Genomic DNA, 19027 nt, shown 5'->3' on the forward strand with positions numbered 1-19027 from the left:
TGAGTATCTGGAAATGCAGGGAAAAATATCCGGAAAAAAGAAACAAAAGCTTCATTTATGGAGAAAGCGGGATATTCAGAAACTGTGTGAACATCAGGCACATCGGAACGGAATTCGTGTGTCCAGGGTCAGTGCCCGGAACACCAGCAGGCTGGCCTGTGACGGAAGCGGAGTGGTAGTAAGAAACCCGGAGAACCATAGCCTATGTACCTTTCGAACGGGAAAACAGTACAACTGCGACCTGTCAGCATCCTATAATATCGGAGCGAGATATTTTATACGAGAATTATTAAAATCCTTGCCGGAAACGGGAAGGTCTTCACTGGAGGCAAAAGTACCTGCGGTGAAGCGCAGAACCTCATGTGTTTATGCAGATTTAAGAAAGCTTTATGTAGAAGTAAACAATTTAAAAGCGGCATAAACGCAGGCAGATATACAGCGGACTACCTGTAATGTGGAAACCAGCCGTATCCGGCATGGGAAAAGTGCGTATCCGCACGAATTCTAAGTTACTGGCGTATCCGCCGATATTTAGTCTTGCCGTTTAAAACGGCTGAGAAGCATGTGACTTTAGCCATGTGAGGTTCACCCCCATGGACGAAAATGTTATAATTTTTATACTTTGGTTGCCGGAATCCTACGGCACAATAAATCGAAATGAGATGAATAAAATGCAAAAAAATCAAAATGATAAATCATACAAGAGAGTACAGCCAAGTGAAAAGCAGGAATCCCGGATTCCGGAGGAGGGGATCCGCTTAAACCGTTACTTGAGCGAGGCGGGCATCTGCTCCCGGCGGGAGGCGGATCGGCGGATCGCGGACGGGCGTGTGACGATCGATGGGCGCGTGGCAGAGGTCGGACAGAAGCTGATGCCGGGACAGCGCGTGGCGTGCGATGGCGTAGCGGTGTCCGGCAAGGATGCGCCGGTGCTTTTAGCGGTCAATAAGCCGCGGGGGATTGTCTGCACGACTTCTGATAAAGATCGGGCAGAAAATATCGTAGAATTTTTAGATTATCCGGTCCGGATTTACCCGATCGGGCGCCTGGACAAGGATTCAGAAGGGCTGCTTCTCATGACGAATGAGGGCGAGCTGGTCAACCGGATTTTAAGGGCTCGTTACGGACATGAAAAGGAATATCTGGTAACGGTGGATAAACCCATTGATAGTGAGTTTGTCCGGAAGATGAGCGCAGGAGTGAAGATTTTAGATACGGTTACCCGTCCTTGTGAGGTGGAAAAGACCGGGAAGACGAGTTTCCGGATCATCCTGACCCAGGGACTCAACCGCCAGATCCGCCGGATGTGCGAGGCGCTTGGGTACCAGGTACAGACATTAAAACGCGTCCGGATGCTGAACATTACGCTGGATGGGCTGAAAACAGGCGAGTACCGGGAAGTGACAGCGGCAGAGAGACAGAAATTAGAAGATATTTTGAACGGAAAGAAGAATGGCTGAGACAATGTTGTCTGGCAGTCAGTGCAGGTTCACATATGAGGTTGCATAGAAATGCTTGAAAACGCATTCAGAGGTAGTTGGAGAGAGCGATGGGAAAGGTGGAGTCAGATAGATGGCAGAGGACAAGACAAAACGGATACGGGAGCTGATTGGGACGCTGCGGGCAGCAGGGCGCGCCTATTATCAGGAGAGCCGGGAGATCATGAGCAACTTTGAGTATGATAAGCTTTATGATGAACTGGTTTCATTGGAGAAAGAGACGGGAATTGTGTTTGCGAACAGCCCGACGCAGAATGTAGGATATGAGGTAGTCAGTGCGCTTCCGAAGGAGCGCCATGAGAAACCGATGCTTTCGTTAAATAAGACGAAGAGCGTGGAAGAGCTGGCAGACTGGCTCGGCGGGCAGACCGGGCTTTTATCCTGGAAGATGGACGGTCTGACGATCGTCCTGACCTATCAGAATGGAACACTTGTCAAGGCGGTTACGCGTGGAAATGGTGAGATCGGCGAGGTTATCACGGCAAATGCAAAGGCGTTCGTCAATGTGCCGTTAAATATTTCCTACCAGGGTGAGCTTATCCTGCGCGGTGAGGCGATCATCCGGTATTCGGATTTTGAGAAGATCAATGAGCAGATCGAGGATGTCGATGCGAAATATAAGAATCCGCGAAACTTATGCAGCGGTTCGGTGCGTCAGTTAAACAGCGAAATCACAGCGCAGAGACAGGTCCATTTTTATGCGTTCAGCCTTGTAAAGGCGGATGGCATTGATTTCAAAAATTCGCGGAAAGAGCAGTTTGAGTGGCTGAAAACACAGGGGTTTGAGGTCGTAGAGTACCATGAGGTGACAAAAGAGACGCTGCCGGAGACGGTCAAAATGTATTCTGAGGCGATTGCGGAAAATGATACGCCGTCGGATGGACTGGTGCTTTTGTATGATGATATTGCCTACGGCCAGTCGCTGGGGCGGACGGCAAAATTTCCGCGCGATTCGATCGCATTCAAGTGGGCGGATGAGATTCAGGAGACGAAGCTTCTCTATATTGAATGGAGCGCGTCGAGAACGGGGCTGATTAACCCGGTGGCAGTATTTGAACCGGTTGAGCTGGAGGGAACGACGGTCAGCCGCGCCAGTGTCCACAACATCAGCATCATGGAGGCGCTGGAACTGGGGGCAGGCGACCGGATTACGGTTTATAAGGCAAATATGATCATTCCGCAGATCGCGGATAACCTGACGCGCAGCGGCGTCCGGGATATTCCGGAGGCATGTCCGGTGTGCGGCGGTCAGACGGAGGTGCGCCAGCTCAACGATGTAAAATCACTCTATTGCACGAACCCGGACTGCCAGGCGAAGAAGATCAAGAGTTTTACTCTTTTTACAAGCCGCGATGCCTTAAATATTGCGGGACTTTCAGAGGCGACGCTGGAGAAATTTATCGGCGTCGGCATGATTCATGAGTATGCGGACATTTTCCATCTGGACCGCCATCAGGAAGAGATCGTCGAGATGGACGGATTCGGGCAGAAATCGTATGACAATCTGATTGCGGCGGCTGAGAAAGCGTCCCACACGACCCTGCCGAGAATGGTGTACGGTCTGGGCGTTGCAGGCATCGGTCTGGCAAATGCCAAGATGATTTGCCGTCATTTTAAAAATGATTTTGAGGCGATGCGCCATGCCACCGTGGAAGAGCTGGTCGAGATTGATGGAATCGGGGAAGTTCTGGCGCAGGCGTGGACGGCATTCTTTTCGGATGGAAAGAATAATGCGATCGTCGATCATCTGCTGGCGGAGCTGACCTTTGAGGCAGAAGACGAAGAAAGCAGCGAGGGTGCAGATGAGGCATTCGCCGGGATGAATTTCGTCATTACCGGTTCGCTGGAACATTTCAAAAACCGGAAAGAGCTGCAGGAGCTGATTGAGCGCCGCGGCGGCAAGGTGACCGGAAGCGTGACGTCCAAGACGAATTATCTGATCAATAATGATGTGGCGTCGTCGTCCTCGAAGAATAAGAAGGCGCGGGAATTGGGGGTGCCGATTCTTTCGGAGGAGGAGTTTTTGAAGCTATAAGAGAGGTGAAAAAGCCGGACGCCAGACAGTGTTTAGCTGGCTTTTTTTTGCAGCTTGTGTTATGATTAGGAATGCTGATATAGTTTTTATTGTAAGTAGAAATGAATCATATCGGTATATAATAGAATCCTAAAATTCAAACGAATTTTATATAAAAAGGGGATATATAACTATGCCAATTAAAATACAAAAGGATCTTCCTGCTAGGGCAATTTTGGAATCGGAGAATATATTTGTGATGGATGAGGATCGGGCGATGAGCCAGGATATTCGTCCGCTTGAGATTTTGATTCTGAACCTGATGCCGATCAAGGAGGATACGGAGACGCAGCTTCTGCGGGCACTTTCGAATACGCCGCTGCAGGTGGACTGTTCATTCCTGATGCTGGAAACGCACATTTCGAAAAATACATCACAGACGCATCTGAATAAGTTTTATGTGACGTTTGACGAGATCCGCCGCAAGCGCTTTGATGGTATGATTATTACCGCGCGCCGGTGGAGAATATGGAGTTTGAGGAGATCAACTACTGGGACGAGCTGACGAAGATCATGGAGTGGAGCAAGACGCATGTGACCTCGACGTTTCATATCTGCTGGGGTATGCAGGCGGGACTCTATTATCATTATGGAATTCAGAAACATCAGAGAAAGACAAAGCTTTCCGGCATTTACAGACATCGTCTTTTGAACCGGAAGATCCCGCTGGTCCGTAGCCTTGATGATTATTTTTACTGCCCGCATTCCCGTTACACGGAAGACCGGGAAGAGGATATTCTGAAACATCCGGAATTGCAGATTCTTGCGAAATCGGATGAGGCTGGCGTATTTCTGGTGATGAACCAGGATGGAAGCCAGATTTTCGTTCAGGGGCATCCAGAGTATGATCGCATGACGTTAAACAACGAGTACCACCGCGATCTGAAAAAAGGCTTAAATCCGCAGGTACCGTGCAACTATTACCCGGACAACGATCCATTTTCCATGCCGGTGCTGAAATGGAGAAATATGTCCAACACGCTGTACACGAACTGGCTGAATTACTATGTATACCAGATGACGCCGTACGTGCTGAAGGAGGATGAGCAGGAGTAGGAACAGAAATCTGCTATTTATGAGAGTATAAGATATAGAAATAGAGATTTCGATAAAATTGATCGGGGAAAATATCTTCTTCGAACTGGATGGTGGGAGCCGCCGTCGGAGTGGTGCTGCTGGCAGCTGGAATGTTTTTGATTTGGAAGAACCGCAAATAAGGCTGCAGATTAATAAAACGGTAAAAAGATAGATATAATACAGATATGAAAAAATACAGGCAGGGCTGTCGGAATTTTGCACAGTGTGGTTGAAACCATGTGTGGGAAAGATTCTGACAGCCCTGTTTATGCGGATTTTTGTTTTTATTAATTCCAGAAATCGGTTTCTTCTTTCAACTCAATATCAGCTGCTTTAAAGACCGGATTCTTCCCAGCCTGTTTCTGTGCCCGGTAGTCTTCCAGGCAGCGGAGCGCCGGCTTGGCAATCAGGAAGATAATTGGTACGTTGATGACTGCCATCAGTCCCATCAGAACATCGGCGGTATCCCACACGATGCCGAGACTTGCCACAGAACCGATGAGGACAATCACGATAGCGATCACTCTCTGGGTAATCCGGACGCCCTTGACCGGAGTTTTGCCGCAGAGATAAGCCATGCCGGTTTCAGCAAAATAGTAGTTTCCGAGCAGCGTGGTAAAGGCAAATAAAATCAGGCAACTGTGATAAATACAACACCTGCGGTGCCGAATACGTTATTCATAGCTGCCTGCACATATGCCATGCCAGCCATGTCTGCACTCGGTGCAACGCCGGAGCAGAGCAGTAAAAATGCGGTTGCAGAGCAGATGACAACAGTATCGATAAATACGGATAATACCTGAACAAGACCCTGTTTGACCGGGTGGCTGACACCCGCGGAACCGGCTGCGGTAGCGGAAGCACCGACACCTGCCTCATTGGAGAACAAGCCTCTCTTGATGCCGAGCATCACAACGGATCCCATGAAGCCGCCGAAGATAGCCTGAATATCAAAAGCCCCTTCAAAAATGCTTGCGAACATACCCGGAATCATGTTTCCGTGGAGAATAATCATCAGCAGGGCAGCTGCAATGTAAAGTCCGCCCATTACCGGAACAAGAATTCCTGTGATTTTAGCGATCTGTTTGCCGCCGCCGCTGATGCAGATGCCGAAGATAACAGCCTGGATGATACCGATGAGAATCGGAGTCAGGCTTGGATTGTAGAAACTGTATACTTTAAAAGAATCTGCCACATTGAAGGATGCAACGAGGTTAAATCCAACCATGTAAGTCAAAATCATGAAAATAGCATAGAGAACACCCAGCCATCTTTTTTTCAGAACGGCTTCAATATAGTAGGAAGGACCGCCGTAGCAACTTCCGTCCTCGGCACGGCGTTTGTAGATCTGTGCCAGCGTACTTTCTACAAATGCGGTTGCACTTCCGAGGATCGCGGTCATCCACATCCAAAAGATAGCGCCCGGACCGCCGAAACAGATGGCGGTAGAAATGCCGGCGATATTTCCGGTGCCGACGCGCGAAGCAGTGGAAACCATCAATGCCTGAAAGGCGGAAATAGACTCATCTTCCTTGTCGGATGGCTCCAGGATAACCCGGATGGATTCAAGTAAGTAACGAAGCTGTACCCCTTTGGTGCGGATGGTAAAATAGATGCCGCCGCCTACCAGCAGGATGATTAACACGTAGCTGTAAAGATAGTTGCTTGCTGTGCCGATTATCTTTGCGTATAAATCTGCCATTTTAAAATACCCCTCTCATACAATTTACATATTGTTTTTGCTATAAAGTGTGCCGCTGCGGATCAAACATATGGAGATGCAGTTCATGTGACATATATTCAAGCACGCATTCTCCAGCGACGCTGTTCCCCTTTTTATCTAACGCCGGTCCGAAGATGCCGATTCCCATCTCGCCGTCTACCACTGATAAGATACCGCCGCCGACGCCGCTTTTGGATGGGATGCCGACCCGGACGGCAAATTCGCCGGAACCATCGTACATACCGCAGGTAAACATGAGTGTTTTGACGATTTTAACCGCCTGGCTGCTTAAAAGCCGTTTTCCCGTGTCTGGATGAATGCCATCGTTGGCGAGAATCAGTCCCAGTCCGGCGAGGCTTTCTGCCGTCACGCTGAGAGAGCACATTTTGACATAAAAATGCAGGCTGTTTTCCACATCTTTATTCTTTTCGATGTACCCCTTGCTCTCCAGCAGATAGGCGATTGCCCGGTTGCGGGAAATATGAGACATTTCCGAGTGATAAACCTTTTTGTCGAGGTTGATGTCCGGATCCATGCAGAGAGCCCGGATGGTATCAAGCATGGTGTCAAAACTGATTTCGGAAGCAAGGCAGCTTGCCACCACGATGGCTCCCGCGTTGATCATCGGGTTGTAAGGCGAACTGTCTGTATTTTCCAGTTTCATCAACGAGTTGAATGGATCGCCGGTCGGCTCCATGCCTACTTTTTTAAATACCTGGTCGAAGCCGCAGATTTCCAGCGCGACTGCAAGGGTGATGATTTTGGAGATACTCTGAATGCTGAATCGGACTTTCGTATCTCCGACGGAAATCCGTTTGCCGTTCCGGCAAAAAACACTGACTCCGAGCTGACTGCCATCTACCTTTCCAAGCTCTGGTATGTAGGTGGCAACTGCACCCTCATGGGTATGTGTTTTTCCCAGTGCAACGGCTTGTTCAAGTACATCTCTCATACTTAAACGCCTCCTGTTTTTTATTCGGTGTTGCTTTCTGATAGTATGGTAGCATGGGGAAGGCAGTTTGTATAATGCGTGTCAGCTTTAAGGGATATGACAAAAAGGTATAACAGGATATATATGTCAGATATGAATAAACATTTATGATGAACGGGGAAGAGGTGCTGAAAAGGATCAAAAAAAACTGCCGGGACGGCTGTGAATGTCCGGCAGCTTTGATGGTGTTTTTTTAGAGAAGTTTTTTCTTTAAGTCATAAATAAATTCTTGTACGATCGCCGTCATTGGCGTGTCTTTCCGCATTGCATATCCAAATTCCAGCATAAAACCACAGTTTGGAATCGGAATAGAAGTGGAGTGGTAAGAGGCTTCTTGTTTGGCGAAATCGTGGATGCCGATGCTGTAGCAGTCACTGATCGAGATCATGTACATCAGGGTGGCGCGGCTGGAAATATAGGTGATTTTCGAGCGCATTTTTTCTGCATTCTGATCTCCTTCGGAGAGAAGCTGGTAAATATAATCATCGCATTGTCCAAGATACCAAAGAAAGCCGTACTCTGCCAGTGTGTGCAGGTTGACCGGTTTCTGTTGCAGCAGAAGCGGATGTTTGCGGGAAATGATAATGTGTGGTTCGATGTTGGCAAGAAAATGGTATTCCAGCCCTTTTGATTCGAGCAAGGCCTCCATTTCACGCCGTTTGCGGCTGTCAAAATGAAACACGCCTACATCGACACGCCCGGATACCACATCCTCGATGACTTCGTCTGAATTGCCTTCATACAGTCGATGGGAGAAGGATGGCTGATCGCGGTGACGCAGGACTATTTCACTGAAACTTTCCATGATATGAGAAAAACGTGTCATGGAGACAGCCAGCGGATCAGAAATTTTGATTTGTTCCTTCTTTTTCTGAAACCAGAGCTGTTCCATTTCGTCAATGATTTTTTCGGAATGTGTCAGAAATTCCATTCCTTCAGGCGTTAATGTTACGCCTGAGCGGCTGCGGTTAAAGAGCCTGGCGCCGAGATTTTCTTCCAGATCGTGCATGATTTTCCCAAGATACGGCTGGGAAATATAGAGCGCCTGGGCGGCTTTATTGATGGATCCGAGGCGCGCTACCTTGATAAAATATTCTAAATGCCGAAAATTGATATCGTATTTCAAAAAAGTTCCCCCTTTGTAAATCCCCCTGAATGTAATAAGTATAAAATAAAAAAATGTAAATTGCCAGAAAATACCTAAACATATTGCATTTAAGGGATATAGCAAAATAGCATATAATTTATTGTTTGACTGTACCTGTATGTAAGAGAAGCAGTCCTCCTATATACAGCAGGCAAAGGATACCGGACTGGATGAGGACAGGCGGAAACAGGTGAGGCAGGTAAGACGCGTTTGGAATAACTTCTAACATCCCAATCGAAACCAGCAGGCAGAATGCCGGTTTTACAATGCCCTGGCTGACTGGCAGGCGGATCGGGACTTCGCAGGCGAGGGCGTGGATGTGGAGAAAGGCGAGCACCAGTTCGCTGATGAGAAGCGCCGCCAGATAGGCGAAAATTCCCCATCGCGGGATGGCGAAAAGGACGAGCGACAGGGTGAGAAGCATGGAAACCGTATGGTGGACGAAGACGGTTCCCGTTTTCCCAAGTCCGTTTAAAATACTTCCCATGGTAGTGGAGAGGTAGAGAAACGGGCAGAGCCAGGATAAAATCTGGATGAAACGTCCGGCATCGGCGTTGTGGTAAAAGGTTTCGCCCAGTGCTGGACCAAAGCGGGTGAAGAGCCCGACGCAGAGAATTCCCATGTACAGGCTGTAGCGGAGTGCCATGGAGATGGTGCGTTCGATTTTGTCCGGCTGATTCTGCGCCTGCGCCTCCGAGACTGCCGGGAGCAGGACGACGGGCGAGGGAGTTGGTGACTGGCGGTGGAAAGAGGACAAAGGGGAGTGCCATGCCTGTGAGGACTCCGTAAATACTGACCGATTCAACCCGCGAGAGCCCGGAGAGGAGAAGCTGGTTCGGTACAAAGATGGCTTCGAGACTCTGGAGAAAGCTGAGCGTGAGGCGATTCGCCATGAGGGGGAGTGCCATGGTGAGGAGGGGGAGGAGCAGGGGAGTAATAGGGGTGTTTGCATTTGGCAGTATGGCAACGGACTTCGAGCATCCATAAACTAACAGACAGAACACCGCCGAAGCCGCTTCCCCGATCAACAGCCCCCAGACAGCCAGCAGCACCGTGATCGGAATCCTGTTCGTGCGGCAGACATGGACGATCAGCAGGACGGAGAAAATGCGGATGCACTGCTCGACCACCTGTGAAAATGCCGGGACTGCCGTTTTTTTGAGCCCATAATAATACCCGCAGCAGCAGGCATGGATCGCGCAGAAGGGGATCGAGAGGGCGAGTGCGGGCAGAAGCGGCGCACATTCGGGCGCAAGAAGGACGCGCGCGGCGAGAAAATCGGCGAAAGTGTAGATCAAAGAGGTCAGCGGCAGGGCGATCGATAGTGAGAGTGCGAGGCTGACCCGCAAAAAGGCGCGTCCCTTTTCCGGGGAGGCGGCGGTCAGGCGGGAGAGCGAAGTCTGGATTGGACCGGCGCAGAGAGCAAATGCGATGCCATGTATGGGAAAAATCATCTGATATAAACCCAGACCTTCGGCGCCGATCGTCCGGGAGAGAAAGATGCGGTAGAAAAAGCCGAGAATCCGGCAGAAAAATCCGACTGCCGTCAGGAGCAGGGTTCCGGTAATCAAAGGATGAAATCTTCGCATGGCAGATCTCCGGGGAGGGTATGTCAGAAAAGTATATGAGGGGGAAGATGAAAGTAGAAGAAAACCAAGATGTTTATAAAACACTGGGGACACATTTTTTTGGAAACTGAAAGAAGACCCGAGTTGGCAGAAGGGCAGAAATAGCTTAAATTAAAGGATACAAAAATAAACTGTATTTAATACATAAATTAACAGATGGACATTGAGTTAGAACAGGAATATACTAAAAACATCAAAAAATAAAAAAATTACTGCGAAAAATAACTGGTTGGTAGGGAAAAGAGTGTGAAGCTATGTTAGAAGGAATTGTATTACTTGCATTTATCGCGGCGCTGGCAGGCTGCGTGTTTACCGGCGCGTCCGTGCTTTGGGCGTTGGCGGGTGGCTATCTGATTTTCTGTGCGTATGGCCTGATTCGGAAGCACAGCCTCGCGGAACTCGGAAAAATGTCGCTTTCCGGCGTTAAAACCGTCCGCAATATCCTGATGATTTTCGGACTGATCGGCTTTATCACAGCACTGTGGCGGGCGTCCGGCACGATTGCGGTGATCGTGTGCTGGTCGTCGAAGCTGGTGTCGCCGTCGGCATTTCTGGTGATCGCGTTTCTTCTTAACTGTATGGTGTCGATCCTGACCGGAACCTCCTTTGGAACCGGCGCGACGATGGGTGTTATCTGTATGGCGATGGGACGTGCGATGGAGCTTGACCCGTTTTGGATCGGCGGCGCGATTCTTTCTGGCATCTATTTTGGCGACCGCTGTTCACCGGTATCGTCCAGCGCGAATCTTGTCTGTGTGCTGACGAAGACGGATATTTATGAAAATATCCGCGAAATGGTAAAGACATCGCTGGTGCCATTTGTGGCTACATGTATTCTCTATTATATAGTGGGACGTTCCATGAGTGCCGGAAACGGACGGATGGATGTGGAAGGGCTGTTTTCCAATCGTTTTGTACTTCATTGGAGCGCGGTGATCCCGGCGGCGATTATCCTGGTGCTGTCTGTGTTCCGGGTGGAGGTCAAGAAAACGATGCTGATCAGCATTGTGTTGGCGGCGTTTCTGAGCGTGGTGCTGCAGGGGCGGACAATCGAAGAAATTTTACAGATGTGCCTGACCGGTTATCAGGCAAGCGATCCGGCGCTCAATGCTATGATGAACGGCGGCGGCCTGAAATCAATGATTAAGGTGGCTGCGATTGTGAGCCTGTCCTCCTGTTATGCAGGAATTTTCGAGGGAACTGGGCTCTTGAAGCCGATTCAGGGGAAAATAGAGGCGTTGAGCCGGAAAATTACTCCGTTTGGTGCGACCTTTGCGGTGGCGGCAGTTGCTTCCATGATCGCTTGTAACCAGACGCTTTCGATCATGCTGACCCATCAGCTCTGCAAGGAAGGAAATCCAGATAATAAACGATTTGCAATCGATCTGGAAAATACGGCGGTTGTGCTGGCACCGCTGGTTCCGTGGTCGATCGCCGGAGCCGTTCCTCTGGCAGCCGTCGGTGCTCCGATTGCGAGTGTGGTGGTGGCGTCGTATCTGTACATACTGCCGATCTGGAGTTTTTTGGTTCGTCTCATAAGAAGGTCGTAGGAAAAGGAGGAAGAGCCATATGAATTTACTCGAACTTTGCAACCTACAGGGTTCCTTATTCCTGATGATACTGGCGGGTGCGGTACTGAAACGTCGAGGGATCATCAGCAAGGAAGGCGAAAAATGTCTGACGGATCTCTGCGTGAATATCGTGATTCCCTGCAATATTGTGAAATCGTGCCTGATTTCATTTGATGCTTCGATTTTTAAAACGTGCGGGTTGCTGTTGGCGGTTGGATTTGTCTTGCAGCTTGTCTGTGTGGCCCTCAACAAAGTGCTGTTTAAGGAATATTCAGAGCAGCACCGGAAGGTGCTTCAATACTGTACGATCGTTTCCAACGGCGGATTCCTTGGAAACCCGGTTGCGGAAGGCGTATATGGAAGTATGGGACTTCTCTACGCATCCATTTTCCTGATTCCGATGCGCGTTGTCATGTGGTCGGCGGGTACATCCTATTTTGTTGGAGGCGGTTCTGACCGGAAAAAGGTATTGAGAAATGTCCTGACGCACCCGTGTCTGGTCGGTGTCTACATCGGTATGTTCCTGATGGCGACACAGCTGCAGCTTCCGGGCGTGCTGAAATCGACGGTTACCTACATTGGAAACTGTAACTCGGCGCTGACGATGTTTATTATCGGTACGATTCTGACCGATGTGAAACTGCGTGAGATTATTAATCCGACGGCCCTCAAATTCAGTGTGCTCCGTCTGTTCCTTCTTCCGCTTCTGGCATATGGAATCAGCCTGGCGGCCGGATTGGATTCGGTGGCAGCAGGTGTGGCAGTCATCATGACGGGAATGCCAGCCGGTGCAACTGCAGCGATCTTTGCGGCGCGCTATGACAGCGATGCACCGTTTGCAGCGAAAACGGTAGTGCTCACGACGCTGATTTCGATGATTACGATTCCGGCGTGGTGTCTGTTTATAGGATAAAAAGAATAGGTAAGAAGCAACAATAATAGAAAGAATACTAGAAAAATTGAGAAAATAATGTAAATATGGTAAATGAATATAAAAAGACCTGAAAGGTGCGGTAAATGGCTGCTCTTCAGGTCTTTTATATTTTAAAATGAATCAAAGGATAAGCAAACAGAGGTTGAAAGAATTAGTTTATGATTCTTATTCATTCGTTTCACTCTTTCGTGAAATCCGCGCTTCTTCCAGATAATTATACAGTGTATACTTGGAAATCTGCATCGCGTCGCACAGGAGCAGGCTGGTTTTTGTGATCTTGAAGACGCCTTTCTGGTCAAGATAGTCGAGTGCACGAATTTTTTCTTCCTTGTTCATCAGCATCATCGGTTTTCCGATCATGGACTCTGCCTGATAAATATAGTGCTGTAAAATATCATCGACATTCTTTTTGAGAATAAAGTCGCGGTCAGACATGGCTGCCTGATTTGCGCCATTCGTGCCGTCCGTGCTGCCAGTTCCTGAAAAGGTGCCATCAGAAGCCATTCCGGATGGTGTGCAGCCAGACATGCCGTCGATCTGTGCGCCCACAGCTGCCGATACGCCGATGGTGCCTGGGCGTCCGATCAGATTTTGCAGGGCGCTCTGTGCCAGATAGAGATCGCGAACATCCATATTTAAGCAGACAGATCCGATAATTTTGTGATGTTCGTCCTCGATGAGCGTTGTGCAGGACTTAAAAAGCCGGTCTTTCTGGCTGGTATCGAGGGAAATGATCGAATGCTTGAGCGGCTCGATATCATTGCCGAGCTGTGTGATCATGCCGCCGCGCGGGGAACCGCCGACGTCGCGCCCGCTTAGCTGTGAGTTGAATGCGTAGACGATCGTGTGATCGTAGCCTTTGCGGTAATCGTGGACGATGATCTCACAGTTATCTCCGAGAAACTTTTGAAGTCCTTCGAGAAAACGGATGAGAAACTGAAAGTCCATGTAGTTGGAAATTTCCATGAATACCTCCTTTGGGGTGCTCTGTGCCCCGAGTGTGTATCGCAAAATTTTGCGGCTTAAAATAATTCGGAAAATGAAATGCACAGGGATTGTCTTTCTTTTGTCAAAGTTCCTGAAAAAAATTTTATCGCGTTCATTTTGCTGCGTCAATCCTGTTTCTATAGAAAAAAGTTAGTAGATAGGGAACATAAATAAGAGAATGTTCTCCTTTTTTGTTTAAAAATCAAAAATTCAGGTACAAGATAACGGGAAATGAGAGCAAACCTGTTTCTTTCATCATACTCTCAGACAAACTGTTTGTCAATTAACAAACTAAACTGTAAGTTTTTCTTGACAATTTGTCAGTGCATCCCTATAATCGAGAAAAAATCAAACAGACAGTTAGTCAAACAAAAAAATAAGTTTGGAAAAATACAAACTGAAAGTGAGGGAGCAGGATGGACAGGGACAGTTATGTATATAAGACACCGGCTTCAAAGCTGGTACAGGTGTCTGCGATTGCGGCGGAATACAAGGGCAGACCGGATATGCTGATGACAGTGATCATCCGGGCGCAGAAGGTTGTGTCGGCATTTTCCAAGGAGGTGGCGTCAGTCATCGCCAGGGAGATGGATATTCCGATGAACAAGGTGTACAGTTTCATCACCTTTTATGCGATGCTGTCGGTAAAACCGAGGGGGCGCTACATTGTCCGGATGTGCAAGAGCGCGCCGTGCCACGTACATGGGGCGCAGGCGGTCGTTCAGGCGCTGGAGGATCAGCTCGGCATCAGCATCGGGGAGACGACCGAGGACGGAAGGTTCACCCTGGAATACTGTCCCTGCCTGGGACTGTGTGAAATATCCCCGGCGATCATGATCAATGAGCACGTGTACGGCAACCTGACGCCGGAATCGGTGAGGGATATTATCAAACAATATATACGGGAGGATGTGGAATAGTATGGAGGAAATGCACGTATTGCTGAAAAACCGCGGCAAGATTAATCCGAGAAGTTCACAGGAGTATGCGGACCGCGGCGGATTTGAAGCGCTGAAAAAAGCACTTTCGATGGACAGTGAAGCGATTATCGATGTGATCCGCGCCTCCGGACTTCGTGGACGCGGCGGTGCGGGATTCCCGACCTATCGCAAGATGGAGTTTACCGCCCACGCATCTTACCCAACGAGATACATCATCTGTAACGCCGATGAGGGAGAGCCGGGTACGAATAAAGACCGGATTCTTCTCTCGACCGACCCGTGTGCGGTCTTCGAGGGCATGGCGATTGCTGGAAAAGCAGTCGGCGCCCATACCGGATATATTTATCTGAGAGCCGAGTATACATATTTGTTCCCGGTATTAAAAGATGCGCTGGAGGATGCGGAAAAACGCGGATTTTTAGGAAAAAATATGATGGAGAGCGGTTTTGACTTTGAAATCAAGTTCCGCTCCGGTGCGGGTGCTTACGTCTGCGGCGAGGAGACGGCATTGTTTGAGTCCATTGAGGGAAAACGAGGCGAGCCACGTTTCCGTCCGCCGTTTCCGAGCATTCACGGACTCTTTGGAAAACCGACCATGTTAAATAACGTAGAGACGCTGGTGAATATTGCACCGACCTCTTAAACGGAGCGGAATGGTACCGCAGCATCGGCACGGCAAACAGCCTGGCACGAAGCTTTTTACGGTTTGTGGAAATGTGGTCCGCAGGGGCGTATTTGAATTTCCGATGGGCGTGAACCTCAAAGATATCATTTATGAAGTGTGCGGCGGCATCGCGGATGGAAAAGGGCTTCTGGGCGTGCAGACCGGTGGTACCTCCGGTGCGATCATCAATGCCGATCAGATCGATATGACACTGGATATTGATACAGTTTCGGCATCCGGCGGACGTCTTGGCTGCGGTACGATTCTGGTCATCGACGACAGCAACTGTATTGTAGATATTGTACGAAACAATTTGGACTTCTTCCGCGGCGAGTCATGCGGAAAATGTACACCGTGCCGCGAGGGCGGCCAGCAGCTGTACAATCTGGTTACCCGCATCAGCCGGGGGCTGGCGACTCTGCCGGATCTGGAAAAAATCGATGAGCTGACGGAGACGATGCGTCTGACCGCACTTTGTGGTCTGGGACAGTCGGTCATTTTTTGCGGACAGTTCAATACATGCCTGTCTGTTTCGCTCCCTGCTCCTGCGTTTGCTCTCGTTTGATTTCTCCCTCTGTATCTTCTTGGCACAAGCAGGACAATACTTCGATATGCCAGAGCGGGGAACATATTCAACACCGCACACCGTACAATTCTTAGGCTTTAACGCAGTCCACCGCTTTGTCGGTGTGATATGTAATTCACCGACAAAGCCGATGAATTTATAATAAATCTTGATTTCCTGCCGCACCATTCCGTCTGTAAGTTTCTCACGTTCCGAAACAAGTATCTTGTCTATAAGTGCGTTTATGATGGTTGCGTCCAGTTCCTTAATGCCTTGATAGTTGCGGATTAGGGAGAGGAAATCACGGACACCCTGCGTCTTCTCATAGCTGTCGCTGAGCGTTTCCGTTACCTCTTTCAGCCTTGCTTCAATTTCAAGCTGTTCTTTCTGGTATTTTCCCGACATCATCTCAAAATTCCGCTCGGTAATACGCTCCATCACCTTATCTTCATAGAGTGAGGAAAACAGCCTGTCCAGTTCTGCAAGGCGTTTGTTCAGTTTTCTTTGCTCCTTTTCCAGTGCCTTTGCCTTGCTCTGGTCTGTTTCCGTGAGCCGCTTTTCAATCGCCCTCACTGCCTTTTCATCATTGACTGCCATATCCGCAAATCGGTTGATGTCGGTGAGGACAGCGTTGAACAAGTCCCTCGCTTCAATGCTGTGTGCGGTACACATGATATTACCGTATCTGCCATAATTATTGCAGGAATATTGTACGCAGTCGATGATGTCGGGGCGTTTCCTCCTGTTGGCACTCATAGCCCGCATCGCATAGCCGCAGTCCGCACACTTAATAACGCCTGCAAAGATGTTCTCAAAGCCGCCCTTGTTTTCTGGTAATCTGCGGCTTGTAATAAGCTGCTGTACGGTATCAAATTCCTCCTGCGTGACTATCCCCTCATGGGTGTCTGGTATCACTTCCCATTCTTCGGGCAGCTTAGAGGGGCGTTTCTTGCTTTTCATGTTGGCGGCAATCCGCTTGTAGCCTGCAAGGTTTCCCGCATATATCGGGCTTCTTAAAATGCCCCTTACGCTGTTCTCGCTCCAAATATAACGGTTCTCCTCATTCTCCTCAAAATACCTCTCATAGCCTGTTGCCCCCTGCTCCGCCGCATAAGCGGCGGGGCGTAAGATATGCTGTTTGTTGATGTGCTTGCGGATTTTGGCGATTCCGTTGCCCGCTAACGCAAGGTCAAATATTTCCCTTACCACATGGGCAACTTTGTCATCTATCAGCAGATGGTTGTGGTCGGCGGGGTCTTTGACGTAACCGTATGGTGCTGTCGTCCCCATGAATTTCCCCTGCTGAAACCTCGCTCGGTACGCCGATTTTATCTTGACCGACACATCGGCGGAATACATTTCGTTTAGGATGTTGCGGAAAGGCGTGATGTCCATAGCGGATTTATTGAGCGTGTCCACGCCGTCATTGACCGCTATATACCTCACATTATGCTCTGGGAAAAACACTTCCAGATACAGTCCGCAATCAAGATAGTTCCTCCCCAGACGAGATAAATCTTTCGTGATAACGCAGTTTATCAGACCGCTTTCAATGTCCTTAATCATGTTCTGGAAACTTGGTCTTTGGAAATTTGTACCAGAGTAACCGTCGTCCACATACGTTTTTGCTAAGTGCCATCCCTGCTTTTTCACATAATCCGTGAGGATGGATTTCTGTGTCGCAATGCTCGCACTCTCGTTATCCGTGCCATCGTCTTTTGACAAGCGGCAGTACATGCCGACTTCATAAATCTTGTTCTCCATTCTTATTCCTGCCATACTGTAAAACCTCCATATCTGTCCTATCTGTTTTCATGTTCCATTGCGTACATTCTAAGCGGACAGCCCCTCATTGTCGAAGGTGTCGCCCTCGGCAATCTTCTTCCGAATATCCTCGGAAATAATCGGGATAAACGCTTCTGTGACTGTCTGCGTGCCGACATATTCACGGCTGATTATCATCTGAACTGGTGCTTTCGGCACGATACGCTTTCTCTTTTTATCTGCTTTCTTATCCTCGCCCATACTTAAATCTTCCTTTCCAGACAGGGCAGGAGAACGTCTGGAAACGCCCCGCCCTGTCAATCAGATACCATCAATCCCCGCTGTTTACTTCTTTCTGTAATGCTTCAAGGAGTGCTGCTGCTTCATCAGCGTTCAACGTGATACCCTTTCCGCACTTCTCACGGTTCGGGGAAAAGCTGCGGATGTCATATTTCGGCTCTCTTCCGTTCCATGAGATAAGATTGATTTCTTTTGTGTAGCCGCTGTCGCCCTTAGACAATACGGCGATTTCCTTTACAATCTCATACTGGATTTCTTTCATTCTTCATACCTCAATTTTCTGCATTTACCTCCCGAAAAGAGAAGATTAGCGGCTGTCCCTGCCCCGTTTCCTCTGCAATTCACGCTCCAAAAGTTTAATGATGGTTTCCTCCATCTGCTTCGGCGTTGTGTTCTTCGGAAAATACTTTTTCAGCTTGCTTGTGTTGATTTTCAAGGTTTCTTTCTGGTTTCCCTTTTCCTCCGTCATAATTGCAAATATCGTATCCATGTCAAGCCGCCCGCTCTGGCTTAGGCTTTTCATCCGCTGTGCCTGTGAGAGTGAGGGCGTTGCTTCTTCGCTCTCCATCGTGGCAAAGAGGTTTTCCTGCTCGTCTTTCTTCAAAAAGGACAGTTCCACCGCAGGCGTGAGGGCGATTTTCCCCTCGTCCACCATCCGCAAAATCGGCGGTATCAGTTCCGTCAAACGGATAAATCTTTGTACGGTCATCCTGCCTACGCCGAAGCCCTGTGCCACCTTGTCGTCCGTCCGCAACTTCGTCACAACTTGTGACGAGGTTAAGTCTGTGCGGAAACCCTGCCGCTTCATGGCTTCGGATTTCATCTTGTAGGCAAACGCCCGCTCTGATGGCAGGATATTCTCACGCTGTAAATTACTGTCTACAAGGGTGATGATGGCTCGGTCACGGTCTAAGGGCAGGACAAACGCAGGCACGGTATTTATCCCTGCAAGTTCAGACGCACGGACACGCCGCTGCCCTGCAATCACTTCATAGCCGTTCCCGTCCTCTTTCGGGCGTGTGATTATCGGCGTGACAATGCCAAATTCCTTGATGCTTTCCGCTAATTCTGACAGCGTTTCATCCTCTGCCACATGAAACGGATTGTCGGGAAACGGGTACAAGTCTTTGGTCTTTAACACCTTAAAATCCTGTTTCTTCAT

The 19027-nt window shown here is 49.0% G+C and carries 15 protein-coding genes and 5 pseudogenes; 9 read left to right on the forward strand and 11 right to left on the reverse strand.

What is annotated here, in order from left to right:
- The 4 genes and pseudogenes from DWX76_RS14070 to metA form a co-directional block, all read left to right on the forward strand.
- Nucleotides 1-421: pseudogene (locus DWX76_RS14070) on the forward strand (IS200/IS605 family accessory protein TnpB-related protein); the annotation flags it as partial.
- Nucleotides 422-671: 250 nt separating this feature from the next.
- A complete protein-coding gene (locus DWX76_RS07770; protein ID WP_118570449.1) occupies nucleotides 672-1460 on the forward strand; it encodes a pseudouridine synthase in 789 nt (262 codons plus the stop codon).
- Between the two features lie 112 nt (nucleotides 1461-1572).
- The gene (ligA, locus tag DWX76_RS07775) at nucleotides 1573-3534 is read left to right on the forward strand and encodes an NAD-dependent DNA ligase LigA (RefSeq protein WP_118570450.1); all 1962 of its coding nucleotides are present in this window, start codon (nucleotides 1573-1575) and stop codon (nucleotides 3532-3534) included.
- Nucleotides 3535-3706: 172 nt separating this feature from the next.
- A pseudogene (gene metA / locus DWX76_RS07780) lies at nucleotides 3707-4629 on the forward strand (homoserine O-succinyltransferase).
- A 308-nt stretch (nucleotides 4630-4937) separates the two neighbouring features.
- On the opposite strand, the gene DWX76_RS15045 reads toward metA, so the two are convergent.
- From DWX76_RS15045 to DWX76_RS14375, 6 genes and pseudogenes are all read right to left on the reverse strand, one after another.
- Nucleotides 4938-5321, reverse strand: a complete 384-nt coding sequence (locus tag DWX76_RS15045; RefSeq protein ID WP_412694021.1) for an alanine:cation symporter family protein — start codon at nucleotides 5319-5321, stop codon at nucleotides 4938-4940.
- Entirely contained in the window at nucleotides 5282-6352 is a 1071-nt protein-coding gene (locus DWX76_RS07790) for an alanine/glycine:cation symporter family protein (RefSeq protein ID WP_412694019.1), read from the reverse strand. The genes DWX76_RS15045 and DWX76_RS07790 overlap by 40 nt, the downstream gene beginning before the upstream one ends.
- A gap of 40 nt (nucleotides 6353-6392) precedes the next feature.
- Entirely contained in the window at nucleotides 6393-7325 is a 933-nt protein-coding gene (glsA, locus tag DWX76_RS07795) for a glutaminase A (RefSeq protein WP_107001281.1), read from the reverse strand.
- A 232-nt stretch (nucleotides 7326-7557) separates the two neighbouring features.
- Nucleotides 7558-8490, reverse strand: a complete 933-nt coding sequence (locus DWX76_RS07800) for a LysR family transcriptional regulator (RefSeq protein WP_118570451.1) — start codon at nucleotides 8488-8490, stop codon at nucleotides 7558-7560.
- A 118-nt stretch (nucleotides 8491-8608) separates the two neighbouring features.
- Nucleotides 8609-9316: a polysaccharide biosynthesis C-terminal domain-containing protein gene (locus DWX76_RS14370; protein WP_243022492.1), complete on the reverse strand. Its 708-nt coding sequence runs from the start codon at nucleotides 9314-9316 to the stop codon at nucleotides 8609-8611.
- 97 nt (nucleotides 9317-9413) lie between these two features.
- Nucleotides 9414-10100 (reverse strand): annotated as a pseudogene (locus DWX76_RS14375) (oligosaccharide flippase family protein); the annotation flags it as partial.
- 293 nt (nucleotides 10101-10393) lie between these two features.
- Here DWX76_RS14375 and DWX76_RS07810 point away from each other — a divergent pair.
- Nucleotides 10394-11689 carry a Na+/H+ antiporter NhaC family protein gene (locus tag DWX76_RS07810; RefSeq protein ID WP_118570452.1) on the forward strand — a complete coding sequence of 432 codons (1296 nt, stop codon included), beginning with the start codon at nucleotides 10394-10396 and terminating at the stop codon, nucleotides 11687-11689.
- A gap of 19 nt (nucleotides 11690-11708) precedes the next feature.
- The gene (locus tag DWX76_RS07815; RefSeq protein WP_117796001.1) at nucleotides 11709-12623 is read left to right on the forward strand and encodes an AEC family transporter; all 915 of its coding nucleotides are present in this window, start codon (nucleotides 11709-11711) and stop codon (nucleotides 12621-12623) included.
- 186 nt (nucleotides 12624-12809) lie between these two features.
- On the opposite strand, the gene DWX76_RS07820 is transcribed toward DWX76_RS07815, so the two are convergent.
- On the reverse strand, nucleotides 12810-13610 hold the full coding sequence (locus DWX76_RS07820; protein WP_107001276.1) for a transcriptional regulator: 801 nt from the start codon (nucleotides 13608-13610) through the stop codon (nucleotides 12810-12812).
- Between the two features lie 437 nt (nucleotides 13611-14047).
- On the opposite strand from DWX76_RS07820, the gene DWX76_RS07825 reads away from it, so the two are divergent.
- The 3 genes and pseudogenes from DWX76_RS07825 to DWX76_RS14380 form a co-directional block, all read left to right on the forward strand.
- On the forward strand, nucleotides 14048-14551 hold the full coding sequence (locus tag DWX76_RS07825) for a complex I 24 kDa subunit family protein (RefSeq protein WP_118481989.1): 504 nt from the start codon (nucleotides 14048-14050) through the stop codon (nucleotides 14549-14551).
- A 1-nt stretch (nucleotide 14552) separates the two neighbouring features.
- Nucleotides 14553-15215, forward strand: coding sequence for a hypothetical protein (locus DWX76_RS07830; RefSeq protein WP_182429754.1), 663 nt, complete (start codon nucleotides 14553-14555; stop codon nucleotides 15213-15215).
- 10 nt (nucleotides 15216-15225) lie between these two features.
- Nucleotides 15226-15672 (forward strand): annotated as a pseudogene (locus DWX76_RS14380) (NADH-ubiquinone oxidoreductase-F iron-sulfur binding region domain-containing protein); the annotation flags it as partial.
- Between the two features lie 53 nt (nucleotides 15673-15725).
- On the opposite strand, the pseudogene DWX76_RS07840 reads toward DWX76_RS14380, so the two are convergent.
- The 4 genes and pseudogenes from DWX76_RS07840 to DWX76_RS07855 all read right to left on the reverse strand — a co-directional run.
- A pseudogene (locus DWX76_RS07840) lies at nucleotides 15726-17580 on the reverse strand (recombinase family protein); the annotation flags it as partial.
- 54 nt (nucleotides 17581-17634) lie between these two features.
- The gene (locus DWX76_RS07845) at nucleotides 17635-17826 is read right to left on the reverse strand and encodes a hypothetical protein (protein WP_002596259.1); all 192 of its coding nucleotides are present in this window, start codon (nucleotides 17824-17826) and stop codon (nucleotides 17635-17637) included.
- 70 nt (nucleotides 17827-17896) lie between these two features.
- On the reverse strand, nucleotides 17897-18127 hold the full coding sequence (locus DWX76_RS07850; RefSeq protein ID WP_002596258.1) for a YdbC family protein: 231 nt from the start codon (nucleotides 18125-18127) through the stop codon (nucleotides 17897-17899).
- Between the two features lie 45 nt (nucleotides 18128-18172).
- Complete coding sequence (locus tag DWX76_RS07855; protein ID WP_002596257.1) at nucleotides 18173-19027, reverse strand: ParB/RepB/Spo0J family partition protein; 855 nt, start codon at nucleotides 19025-19027, stop codon at nucleotides 18173-18175.

The organism is Clostridium sp. AF21-20LB (genome assembly GCF_003478795.1).
Taxonomy (GTDB): Bacteria; Bacillota; Clostridia; order Lachnospirales; family Lachnospiraceae; genus Otoolea; species Otoolea fessa.